Genomic DNA, 12,483 nt, shown 5'->3' with positions numbered 1-12,483 from the left:
CACCCCACGCTGCAACCCCCGAGTTGCACAAATCCCGGCCTTCGCCACCCCGACCGTCTCTCAGTGCGCCCGGTCGACGACCAGCACCTGGACGGCACCGAACCAGGGGAGGATCCGACCCACCAGGGCCGCAACCGGTTCGAGCCGATGCCCGAACCGCGCTGCGGTGAACAACCGGCCTCGCACCCGGGCCCGGCCGTGTCGATCACCCAGGCGGCGCAGCTCTCGCCGAGAGACGAAGCGCGCGGCCGAGTACGGCGCTCGGCGGGTGGGCCGATCGATCCACCCCCACGGACTGGTCGGATTGAGGGCGAGCGCGACGATGCGCCCGCCCGGGCGAGTGATGCGAGCCATCTCGGCGAGCACCGCCGCGGCGTCGGTGAATTCGAGGGCCGCGATCGTCACGGCGGCGTCGGCAACGGCATCCGGCACGGGCAGGCGAGTGGCATCGGCGCGCACGAGCCGGACGGGTGCCCGGCCGGCCGCGACGGACAGCATGCCCGCCGAGAGGTCCACACCGAGCACGCGGGCACCACGGTGGGCGAGATGACTCACGAGCCGCCCGGTCCCGCAGCCGACTTCGATCACGCTACGGCCGGCCACCTCGGGGAGGATCTCGTCGACCGCGGCGCGCTCCACGGCCCAGGCGTGGGCGCCCCACGGGGTGTCGAACCAGGTGTCGTAGTCCCGCGCCCGCGCAGCGTCGGTCGTCATCCGTCGCGCGGGGGCGTGGGAGTGCGGAACGGGGACTCGGAGTGCCGATCATTCTGTTCGCCGCGTTCGGAATCCACGGCCCGGGCGTCCTCGGCAGTGGTGGGCGGCGCGGAGTCGGTTCCCGGGGCGCCCTGCCCCGGATCCGCAGCGTCGATCTCTTCCCCGGATGCGCTCTTGAACGGCATGAACGGCTCGTTGACGGACATGCTGTCGGGTTCCCCGCCTCCGAGCCTCGAAACAACGGCTCGAGCCGGGCCTCGGCTGCGGGTACGCCGTCAGTCGAAATCCGGAACGGCAACGGTGTCGGACACAACGTCGTAGACGAGCAGCAGGACGCCGTTGTCGAGGACCTTGCAGTCGCGGAGCTCGAGGGTCGCCTGCGCCTCGACGGGGTCGAACAGGCGCCGGCCCGAGCCGACCAGCACGGGGTAGACGGCGAGCCGGTACTCGTCGACGAGTCCCTGACCGCGCAGGAACTCGACGAGGCTGCCGCTCCCCATGACCAGCAGGTTCTTCTCGGCCTTGAGTGCGCGGATCCCCTGCGCGACGTCGCCCTCGATGCGGCTCGCGTTCCACTCCAGTTCGGTGAGCGTGGTCGTGGCGACGTGTTTGGGAATGTCGTTCATCTGGGCCTTGGAAGCATCGTCCTCCCCGGGGTGGTCGGGCCAGACCGCGGCGAACTCCTGGTAGGTGGTGCGGCCGAGGAGCAACGCGTCCGCCTCGTTCAGTTCGGCGTCCTTGAACGCGGCGATCGTGTCGTTCCAGTACGGGAACGTCCACGCGGGGTTCTCCATGATGCCGTCCGCAGAGACGAACTCGGTGACGGTGACCTTGCCCATGACATCCACTCCTCTTCGGCCTCCCCGTCCGCGCGGACGGGTGTGCTGTCCCGGATACAGACCGGCCGGCTCCGCCGAACTCATCGCGGCACGGACCGGACGGACTCAGACGACCCGCTCGAGGCTACTGCCCTCGTCGAGCCGGCGCAGCGTCCGCAGTGTGGTCCACAGCAGCGCGGTGACCACCAGCCCGACGGCGCCGTACGCAGGCAGCGCCGCAGAGATCGGCACCGACGTCGCCACCGCACCGGCGACCACCGCGCCGACGGAGGCGCCGGCGGTGACCTGCGCCGCCCACACTGCCGCGATGCGGCCCCTGTACTCGTCGGAGGTGTGCTTCTGGACCGTCGCGTACCGGACGATGTCGGTGAGCGCATCGCCGAAGCCGTGCGCGGCCAGACCGATCAGCGCCACCGCGACGGTCGCGGTGAGGCCCGCCCCGGCGAGTCCCGCGGCGGAGACGGCCATGAGCACGAAGACCGCCTGTCCGGACCGGCGGAGACGGCCGGTCCAGCCGCTGGTGAGGGAGCCGATCACCGCGCCGACTGCCGGGGCGGTGTAGAGCAGTCCCACCACCGACGGTCCCGCGCCGAGCACCTCGGTCGCGTACTCGGGGACGAGCACCGACCAGCCGGCGAGCATCATCGTCACGAACCCGCAGACGAGCACGCCGCCGAGGACGCGGTTCGACGCCGCGTAGCGGAAGCCGCTCACCACCGAACGCAGTGGCGACTCGTCGGCGACGTGGGTCGGCGGCAGCACCGGCAGCCGGGTGATGCAGAAGGTCGTGATCGCGGTGGTGAACGCGGCCAGCGCGTAGGCCACCCCGACTCCCCCGGTAGCGATGACGACGCCGCCGAGCGCCGGCCCGATCATCGCGCCCAGGTCGCCGGTCAGCGCCATGAGGGCACCGGCGGCGGCCATCTTCTCCCGGGGCAGCAGGCTGGGTGTGACGGCCATGAGCGCCGTCGCGGAGATGCCCCCGCACACCCCGTCGATCACCGCCGCCACGTAGACGACCCACATCTTCGGATCGGGCAGGAACGCGTTGACCGCGAGCACCGCGAACGCCACTCCCGCCGTGCCGCGCGCGAGCGCGATGACCCGCCGCCGGTCGTAGCGATCGGCGAGTACCCCGCCGGCGAAGGTGGCGGCGAACGTGGTCACGCCGAGCACCGCCGAGACCGCGGCGACCTGCGCGGTGGATCCGGTGAGCCGATACACCTGCAGGGGCACGGCGACGACGAGGAAGCCGAGTCCGAACAGCGACACGACCCGGGCAGTGAAGATGTAGCGGAATTCGCGGCTGGTGCGCAGCGGGTCGAGGTCGAGGACCAGCTTGTCGATCAGGGCCACGGCCGGGTCACCGCGAGGTGAGCAGGTCGTACCACGCCTCGAGCTGCGGTTCGGTGGCCAGGGAGACGAAGTCGACGTCCGCGCCGGCGCCGCGCCACTGCTCCACGAGCGCCATCAGGCGCACCGAGTCGAGGCCCTGATCGACGAGGCTGACTGCGGGATCCAGTTCGTCTGCCTCGATCTCGAGAAGCCGCGCGATATCGATGCGGATCGTCTCGCGGTCCAGGATGCCGGACTGTGCTGACATGAGGTCACTCCTTTTCGGTGGCAACGGGTTCGGGGATGCGGGCGGCGGCGGTCAGGGCCTGGACCCAGCGCCGGGCCACGAGGTCGACGGTGTGCTCGTCGAGCACCTCGGCGGGCGCGGCGAATTCGCAGTCGAGCACGGGGCCTTCCGCGGTGTCCTCGACGACGGCGTCGACATGCAGGACGTGGTCGAGCGGGGTGGCCGGGTCGACGGAACCGCCGAGCGCGACGGCCTCGGGCGCGCCGGACCACGGGGCGCCGGTGTCCTCCCCCAGCGTCATCCGGCCGAGGTAGTTGAACACCACCTGCGGTCGTCGATAGTCGTCGAAGGCAGGGTCCGGGGCGAGACGGTGCAGCAGACCGAATCCGATCCCGTTGTCGGGCAGCGCTTTCAGCGCTTCCGCGACGCGTGTGCGGACCGCATGCGCGGCAGCCGCTCCGGCCAGGGCGTCCTCGGGGTCGACGCCGGTCAGACTCAACGCCACCGGGAACATCGAGGTGAACCATCCGACGGTGCGCGCGACGTCGGACCCGGGCACGATCTGCTCCTCGCGTCCGTGGCCTTCGAGTTCGACGCGCACGACGTCGCCGCCACGGACCGAGGCCACCGCCACGGCAAGCGCCGCGAGCAGGGCCTCGTTCACCGCCCCGGAGGCGAGGACGTCCTCGGTGACGGGCACGGGGACCCGCACGTGCGTCGAGCGCAGCGCCGCGACCGTGTCGCGGACCGGGTCGAGCGGCCGAGCGCCGAGCGGTGGTTCGACCGCATCGACCGCGGGTTGCCATGCGGGCAGCGAGGTCCTGACCCGCTCGGAACGCGCGGCCTCGGCGAGTCCGGTCGCCCACGCCCGGAACGACGTGCCGGGCGGCGTCAGCGCGACGGTCTCGCCGCGTGCGGCCTGTTCGACGGCGTCTGCCAGATCCGGGACGAGGATGCGCCACGACACGCCGTCGATCACCAGATGGTGCACGGCGACGAACACGCGGCCGGGGCGGTCCGGCCCGAAGTCGAACCAGATCACCTGCATCATCACGCCGGCTTCCGGATCGAGTGCCCCGTACGCTGTTTCGCGCTCGGTGGCGAAACGGTCCGACCACCGTTCGTCCTCGAGGCCGGTGACGTCGACCCGTCGCACCAGTGTCTCGATGCCGGGTGCGTCCTCGGAAACGGTCCAGCGTGGCACGCCGTCGGCGACGACGAACCGGGACCGCAGCATCGGATGAGTGCCGAGCAGCGCCGCGACGGCCGTTCCGAGCACGTCGGCGGTGAGACCGACGGGTGCGACGAGCAGCCGGGCCTGCGAGAACCGCGCGAGGTCGCCACCCTGGGCGAGGGCCTCCCACACGATCGGGGTGATCGGCACGTCACCCGTCGCGGCCATCGCCGGCGCCGGGACGTCCGGTTCGTCGACCCCGGCCAGGGCCGCGACGGTGCGCAGCTCGAACACCTGACGGGCCGTCAGCCGGATCTCGGCAGCCCGGGCGCGGGAGACCAGCTGGATGGCGACGATCGAGTCGCCGCCCAGGGCGAAGAAGTCGTCGTCGATGCCGACCCGGTCCACGCCGAGCACCTCGGCGGCGACGTCCGCCAGCGCGGCCTCCCGCTCGGTGCGCGGCTCACCCGAGCCGGCCAGTGCACCGAAGTCCGGCTCCGGCAGCGCTTTCCGGTCCACCTTGCCGTTGGCGGTGACGGGGAACGCGGCCAGCACGAGCACCGCGGCCGGCACCAGGTAGTCCGGGACCCGCTCGGCGAGGACGGCCCGCACGACGGTGGGGTCGACGTCGCCGTCGGGTACGACGTAGCCGACGAGCCGGCGCACGCCGCGGTCGTCGGTGTGGGCGACGGCGACGGCGTCGCGCACCCCGCGCACCGCGGTCAGCGCCGCCTCGACCTCGCCGAGCTCGACCCGGAAACCGCGGATCTTGACCTGGTCGTCGCCACGGCCGAGGAACTCGAGGGTGACCCGGCCGTCGCCGGCCGGGACCCGGCGCACGACGTCGCCGGTGCGGTACATGCGGGTGCCGGGCAGACCGAACGGGTCGGGCAGGAAGCGGGTGCCGGTCAGGTCGGGACGGCCGAGGTACCCCCGGGCGACGCCGGATCCGGCGACGTACAGCTCACCCGCGGCGCCGACCGGCACGGGGCGCAGCATCCGGTCGAGAACGTAGGCGGCGGCGCCGTGTACGGCCCGGCCCAGGCACGGGGTCTCGGCGTCGGTGACCTGCCCGACGAGCGAATCGACGGTGCACTCGGTGGGCCCGTAGAGGTTGAACGCACGTCCGTCGGTCAGTTCCCGCAGCCGCCGCCACAGCGCCGGGTTGACGGCCTCACCGCCGAATCCGACCGTGGCGGGGCGGTGCTCGCCGTCGAACAGCCCGGCAGCGACCATCCGGTCGAGGAACGACGGGGTGACCTCGAGGAAGTCGAGGGCGTGTTCGGCGACGTATCCGGCCATCGCCTCGGGGTCACGCACGGTGTCCTCGTCGAACACGTGCACGGCGTGCCCGTCGAGCAACCACAGCATCGGCTGCCAGGAGGCGTCGAACCCGAACGACCACGCGTGCCCGACCCCCACGCTCGGCCGGCCCGCCGCCGCCACGGTGGGTACGTACAGGTCGGCGCGGTGGCTGTCGAACAGGCCGAGCAGGTTCGCGTGCGTGACCGCCACACCCTTCGGAAGTCCGGTGGAGCCGGAGGTGTAGATGACGTACACCGGATGCTCGGGCCGCAGCGGTGCGATTCGCTCGCGATCGGTGACGGGGGCGGCCGGACGGACCGCGAGGTCGGCACGGACCGCCTCGTCGTCGAGATCGAGCACCGGCACTGCACCGAGCACCGGTCGCAGCGTGTGCGCGACGGCTCCGCCGGTGACCACGACCCGCGGCCGGGAGTCGCCGACCATGTGGGCGAGGCGCTCGGCCGGATACGACGGGTCCATCGGCACGTAGGCGCCGCCGGCGGCGTGCACGGCACAGATCGCGACCATCGTCTCGGCCGAGCGGGGCAGGGCCAGACCCACCAGTGTCTCGGGTCCGACGCCTGCGTCGATCAGCCGCCGTGCCAGCCGCCCCGCGGCGGCGCCGAGCTCGGCGAAGGTCAGGCGCTCGTTCCCGCACACCACGGCCATCGCGTCCGGGGTGCGGGCGATCTGCGCCGCGAGCAGGTCGGGCACGGTGGCGTGCCCGCTCGACGGTGCCGGAGCGGTCGACGAGAGCTCGTGCCACCGTTCCCGTTCGGGCGGACCGAGGATGTCGAGCTGTGCGACGCGCCGCGGGCGGTCGCCGGCGAACTGTTCGAGGAGGTGCACGAGCCGGCGGCCGATCCCCTCGGCGTCGTCGGCGGTGAACAGCGCCCGCTGGTATTCGAGGGTGAGGGCGAGCTCGTCGTCGAGTCCGGCGACGAGCACAAGCGGGAAGTTGGTGGCGTCGTGGCCGCGGACGTCGGTGACGTCGAGGCCGCCGGAACGCTGCGCCCGGGCGAGGGCGTCGGTGTCGATCGGGTAGCTCTCGAACACGACGAGGGTGTCGAACAGTTCTCCGACGCCGACGGCGCGCTGGATGTCGGCGAGTCCGACGTACTGGTGATCGAGGAGCCGGTTCTGCTCGTCCTGGACGCGGCGGAGCAGATCGTCGGTGGGCTCGCCGGGGCGCAGCGCGACGCGTACGGGCACGGTGTTGATGAACAGACCGATCATCGTCTCGATGCCGGGCAGGTCCGGGACGCGGCCGGAGACGACGGCACCGAAGGTCACGTCCGTGCGGTCGAGCCGGGCGCCGAGAAGGACCGCCCACGCGGTCTGCACCGCGGTGTTCACGGTGACGCCGAGCTCGCGGCAGCGGCGCTGCAGTCCCGCAGCCAGTCCGGCCGGTACCGGCACGGGGAGTTCGACGGGCAGCGTGGCGTCGAGCGACGAGCCGGCGGGGGTGAGCAGCGTGGGTTCCTCGACCCCGGCGAGTGCCTCGGTCCAGCGCCGCAGTCCATCGTCGGTGTCGCGGTCGCCCAGCCAGGCGAGATAGTCGGTGAACGGCCGGACCGTGGGCAGCGCCGCCGGATCGGCCCCCGCCCCGTACAGGGTGAACAGTTCCTGCACGAGCAGCGGCGACGACCACCCGTCGAGCAGCAGGTGGTGCGCGGCGAAGATCAACCGGTGCAGGTCCGGCGCGAGACGCACGAGCGTGAACCGCACCAGCGGCGCGGCCGCGACGTCGAACCGGGTGGCGCGGTCCGCGGCGACGAGCTCGTCGCTGCGCTCCTCCACCGACCGAATGTCACATCGGGTCGATCCAACCGACGCGATGTGACATTCGGCCACGGCCACGGCCACGGGGTCGGGGGTGGGGCCGGAGGCGGGTGTGAGGTCGATGTGCGTCCACTGCAGGCCCGGATCCCGGAGGACGACTCCGATCGGGTCGCCCGCCGCGGTGGTCCGGAACCCGGTCCGCAGAATCGCGTGCCGGTCCAGCAGCGCGGCGGCGCTGCGGCGCAAAGTGTCCCGGTCGAGATCACCGTGCAGATCGAGGACGGTCTGCATCGAGTACACGTCCGTTCCGGCGCCGCCGTCGAGACCGGCGAGGAAGAACATGCCGCGCTGCAACGGCGTCAGCGGCACGACGTCGTCGATCGGGCCGAGTTCGGTGGTGAGCGATCCCAGTTCGGGAACGGTCAGTCCACTATAGGTCAGATCCGACGGGGTGGGACCGCCGGCACCGGGGTCGTCGGCGTGCCGGGCCAGCGCGGCGAGGGCCGCCACCCAGCGACGGGCGACAAGGGTGAGGGTTTCCTCGTCGAGGACCTCCGCCGCCGTGAATTCACAGACGAGCTCGGGTCCGGCCGGGCCGTCCTCGGTGACGGCGTTGACGTCGAGGACGTGGTCGAGCGGGGTGCCGGGATCGACGGCCCCGCCGAGCGCGCCTGTCTCCGGCGCGGTGGACCACGCCTGACCGATGTTCTCCCCCAGCGTCATCCGGCCGAGGTAGTTGAACATCACATCGGGAGAACGGTATCCGGGGAAGTTCCGCGTTCCCTCGGGAGCGAGCCGGCGCAGCAGCCCGAATCCGATGCCGTCGTCGGGCAAGGCACGCAGCGACTCCTTGACCTGCGCGAGCGCGGTCCCGGTTGCGGCAGTTCCGGCGAGGGCCTCGTGCGGGTCGATGCCGGAGACGTCGAGCACGGCGGGGTACAGGGTGGTGAACCAGCCGACGGTGCGGGACAGGTCGGCGCCCGGCACGACGTGTTCGGCGCGGCCGTGACCTTCGAGGTGCACGCGCAGCCGGTCGCCGCCGCGCACCGACGTCACGGCCAGCGCGAGGGCGGTGAGCAGCACATCCGCGACGCCCGCCCGGTACGCGGCAGGCACGGTGGTGAGCACCTTCTCGGTGACCGCCGCGGGGACCCGCACCTCACGCGACCGGGCGGTGGCGACGGTGTCGCGTGCCGGATCCAGCGGGCGGGCACCGAGTCGCGGCTCGGCGCTGCCGGCGATCTGCTGCCAGCGCGGCAGGGACCGTGCGACACCGTCGGACGTGGCGGCCGCCGTGAGCCCGAGCGCCCAGTCCCGGAAGGAGGTGCCGGCCGCATCGAGTTCCGGTGCGATGCCGCGCCGCGTCTGATCGACGGCGGCCGCGAGGTCGGGGACGAGGATCCGCCACGACACGCCGTCGACGACGAGGTGGTGCACGACGACGAACACCCGTCCCGCGGCGCCGGGGCCGGCGTCGAGGAACAGCACCCGGATCATCCGTCCGTCCGCGGGGTCGAGTTCCGCCAGGGCGCGGTCACGCTCCGCCTCGAACAGCGCATGCCACCGTGGGCCGCCGAGGCCTGTCGCGTCGATGCGGCGCACCGCGGTCTCGGGACCCGGAACATGCTCGGGGACAACCCATTCCGCATCCTCCCCGGCAGTGGTGAGACGGGAGCGCAGTATGGGGTGGGTGTGCAGCAGCGCGCCGACGGCGGCAACGAGGTGCGCTTCGGTGAGTCCGACCGGAGCGACGAGCAGGCGGGATTGCGCGAGGCGCCGCAGATCCCCTCCGTGGTCGAGAGTTTCGCGCACGATCGGGGTGAGCGGGACCGGGCCGGTGGCTGCGACGACGGGCCGCGACGGCTGTGCGGTGACCGTGTCGGACTCGCAGGCGGCGGCGAGCGCGGCGACGGTGCGCAGTTCGAACACCTGACGGGCGGTGATCCGCACGTCGGCGGCACGTGCGCGGGACACCAGCTGGATCGAGACGATGGAATCTCCGCCGAGGGTGAAGAAGTCGTCGTCGATGCCGACGCGGTCGAGGCCGAGGACCTCCGCGAACGCGGAGCACAGCGTCGCCTCCGTGTCGGTGCGGGGCGCACCGGATCCGGCGAGGGCGCCGAAGTCCGGCTCCGGCAGGGCCTTTCGATCGACCTTTCCGTTTGCGGTGGTCGGCAGTACCGGCAGCGGCAGAATCGCGGCGGGCACCAGGTAGTCGGGCAGCCTGGCGGCGACGGCAGCGCGCACGGCCCCGGGGTCCGCCGTGCCGGTGACGTAGCCGACCAGGCGGCGCACGTCGCGAGCGTCGGTATGGGCGACGACGACGGCAGCATGCACCCCCGGCACGGCACCCAGCGCGGCCTCGACCTCGCCGAGTTCGACCCGGAAACCGCGGATCTTGACCTGGTCGTCGGCGCGGCCCACGTATTCGAGGGCGCCGCGCTCAGCGTCGACCGGGTCCGGTAGCCACCGAACGATGTCACCGGTGCGGTACATCCGCTCCCCGGTGAACGGATCGGCGACGAACCGCTCCCCCGTCCGGCCGGGCTGTCCCAGGTAGCCGCGGGCGAGACCGCCGCCGGCGACGTACAGTTCCCCGGCCACACCGGGCGGTGCCGGTCGCAGCCACCGGTCCAGCACGTACAGCCGGGTGCCGGGGGTCGGGCCGCCGATGGTGACGGTGTCGCCGCCGATGCGGGTGTATGCGGCGTCGACGGTGCATTCGGTGGGGCCGTAGCAGTTGTAGGCCTCGACGCCGTCCGCGGCACCGAGCCGCTGCCACAGCGCCGACCCGACGGCCTCGCCGCCGACGGTCACCTTGGCGGGCCGGTGGTCGTCGCCGTCGAGCAGTCCGGCATCGAGCAGTCCGCTCATCAGCACGGGCACGCAGTCGACGTGGTCGATGCGGTGGGTGCGCACGTAGTCGACGACGAATGCGGTGTCGGTGCGGTGCTCGTCGGGCAGCACGTGCAGGGTGTGCCCGGACAGCAGCCAGGTCAGGGCGGCGACGGCCGAGTCGAACGCGAACGGGTAGGTGAGCAGCACCCGCCATGTGCCGGACGCCGACCGCATGATCGTCTCCCGCTGCGCGGCAACGAGATCGGCGAGATTGGCGTGGGTGACGGCGACACCCTTGGGGAGGCCGGTGGAGCCGGAGGTGTAGACGACGTACGCGGTGTGACCGGGGCGGATCGGCCGGCGACGGTCGGCGTCGGTGACCGCGGCGGCGGGCAGCGCGGCGAGCCGGGCCTGCACGTCCGGATCATCCAGCACGACGACGTGCGCACCGGTGAGGCACGCTCCGAGCTCTGCGGCGACGGCGCCGGTGGTGAGCACGACGCTCGGACGGGCGTCGACGACCATGTGGGCGAGCCGCTCCGCAGGGTACGACGGGTCGAGCGGCAGATACGCACCGCCTGCGGCGAGCACCGCGAGGAGGGCCTCGACGGTCACGGCAGAGCGCGGCAGCGCGAGGCCCACGAGCACATCGGGTCCGACACCGAGCTCGATCAGCAGCCGCGCGAGCCGCGCCGAGTTCGCTTCGAGTTCCGCGAAGGTGCGCCGGTCGGCACCGCACACCACCGCGGGGGTGTCGGGCTCCGCGGAGTCGGGCAGTCCCGCGACGGTGCCGTCCGAGGGCGCGGCCGGTGCGACGGACCACGTCCCGAGGACGCGGCCGCGCTCGGCGCCGGTGAGCACGTCCAGCCCGGCGGCCGGGCGGTCCGGTCCAGCAGCGAGGGCGCCGAGGATGTGGACGAGACGGCCGGCGAGGGCGGCGGCGTCGTCCGCGGTGAACACACCGGGCCGATAGTCGAGGGTCATGACGAGGGTCTCGGCGACGCCCGCGGTGAGCACGAGCGGATAGTTGGTGGCGTCGCGGCCCTCGACGGCGGCGATCGTGACCCCGCCCGCGCGCTGGGCCCGGTCGAGTGCGTCCCGGTCGACGGGGTAGCTCTCGAAGACGATGAGGGTGTCGAACAACTCCCCGAGGCCGGTCTCGCGCTGGACCTCGGCGAGGCCGAGGTACTGGTGGTCGACGGTGCGGGACTGTGCGAGCTGCACCTGTCGCAGCAGCTCGGTGACGGTGGCGCGGGGATCGAGCCGTACCCGCACGGGCACGGTGTTGATGAACAGGCCGACCATGGATTCGACGCCGGTCAGTTCCGGCGGTCGTCCGGAGACGGTGGCGCCGAAGACGATGTCGTCGCGGCCGAGAAGTCCGGACAGGAGCAGCGCCCAGCCGGTCTGCAGGACGGTGTTGAGGGTCACCCCGGCGTCGCGGGCGAGGCCGGTGAGCCGGTCGTGCAGCCCGGCCGGCACGTCGACGGCGAGCGCGGCGGAGGGTGTGGTGGCGCGGGTGGCGCCGGGTGGGGCGACGAGGCTCGGTTCGGTGAGCCCGTCGAGGGATTCGCGCCACAGCGCGCGGGCGGCGTCGTGGTCCTGCCGGTCGAGCCAGGCGAGGTAGTCGCGGTAGGGCCGTACCGGGGCCAGCCCGGCGGCGGTGCCGCCGGCGGCGTAGATCTCGAGGAGTTCGCGCACCAGGATCGGGGTGGACCAGCCGTCGACGACGATGTGGTGGGCGGTGAGCACCAGCCGCACGTCATCGGACCCGAACCGCACGAACAGCCAGCGGATCAGCGGCGGCCGGGTGAGGTCGAACCAGTCCCGCAAGTCCTCGGTGAGCAGAGCCGCGAGACGCCGCTCGGACTCGTCGACCGGAAGTCCGGTGAGATCGACGCTGCGCCAGGGGGCTTCGATGCCACGTACGACGAATCCGGCGGTGCGGCCGTCCTTGCGGGGACGGAAACACGTGCGCAGCGCGGGATGCCGTTCCAGCAGCGCCTGCGCGGAGGCACGCAGTCCGTCCTCGTCCACCCGTCCGGTCAGGTGCAGCACGGACTGCACGGTGTAGGCGTCCGGTTCGACGGCTCCGGCGGCAAGGGCGGCGTCGTCGGGCGCGGCGACGGTGCTGAGGTAGAGCAGGCCCTGCTGCAGCGGCGAGAGGGGAACGATGTCTTCGAGCGCGGAGGTGCGGGTCATGTCTGCCTAACGGAGCGGGTGTGCGACGAGCACGGCCCCCGGGTCGC

Annotated in this window: 6 protein-coding genes; all 6 read right to left on the bottom strand. The window is 72.6% G+C overall.

The window, feature by feature from the left end:
* Positions 1-60 precede the first annotated feature (60 nt).
* The 6 genes from ACM26Y_RS04495 to ACM26Y_RS04470 all read right to left on the bottom strand — a co-directional run bounded on the left by ACM26Y_RS04495 (position 61) and on the right by ACM26Y_RS04470 (position 12,436).
* Positions 61-714: a class I SAM-dependent methyltransferase gene (locus ACM26Y_RS04495; RefSeq protein ID WP_003936744.1), complete on the bottom strand. Its 654-nt coding sequence runs from the start codon at positions 712-714 to the stop codon at positions 61-63.
* Positions 711-920 carry a hypothetical protein gene (locus tag ACM26Y_RS04490; protein ID WP_003936745.1) on the bottom strand — a complete coding sequence of 70 codons (210 nt, stop codon included), beginning with the start codon at positions 918-920 and terminating at the stop codon, positions 711-713. The genes ACM26Y_RS04495 and ACM26Y_RS04490 overlap by 4 nt, the downstream gene beginning before the upstream one ends.
* Positions 921-989: 69 nt before the next feature.
* Positions 990-1,553, bottom strand: coding sequence for a dihydrofolate reductase family protein (locus ACM26Y_RS04485; RefSeq protein WP_003936746.1), 564 nt, complete (start codon positions 1,551-1,553; stop codon positions 990-992).
* Between the two features lie 105 nt (positions 1,554-1,658).
* On the bottom strand, positions 1,659-2,909 hold the full coding sequence (entS, locus tag ACM26Y_RS04480; protein WP_416062755.1) for an enterobactin transporter EntS: 1,251 nt from the start codon (positions 2,907-2,909) through the stop codon (positions 1,659-1,661).
* Between the two features lie 7 nt (positions 2,910-2,916).
* Complete coding sequence (locus tag ACM26Y_RS04475) at positions 2,917-3,156, bottom strand: phosphopantetheine-binding protein (protein WP_003936748.1); 240 nt, start codon at positions 3,154-3,156, stop codon at positions 2,917-2,919.
* Positions 3,157-3,160: 4 nt separating this feature from the next.
* Complete coding sequence (locus ACM26Y_RS04470) at positions 3,161-12,436, bottom strand: amino acid adenylation domain-containing protein (protein ID WP_416062754.1); 9,276 nt, start codon at positions 12,434-12,436, stop codon at positions 3,161-3,163.
* Positions 12,437-12,483: the final 47 nt, after the last annotated feature.

Source organism: Rhodococcus indonesiensis (assembly GCF_047782815.1).
Lineage (GTDB): Bacteria > Actinomycetota > Actinomycetes > Mycobacteriales > Mycobacteriaceae > Rhodococcus > Rhodococcus indonesiensis.
This window is presented reverse-complemented; position numbering and strand designations above follow the sequence as displayed.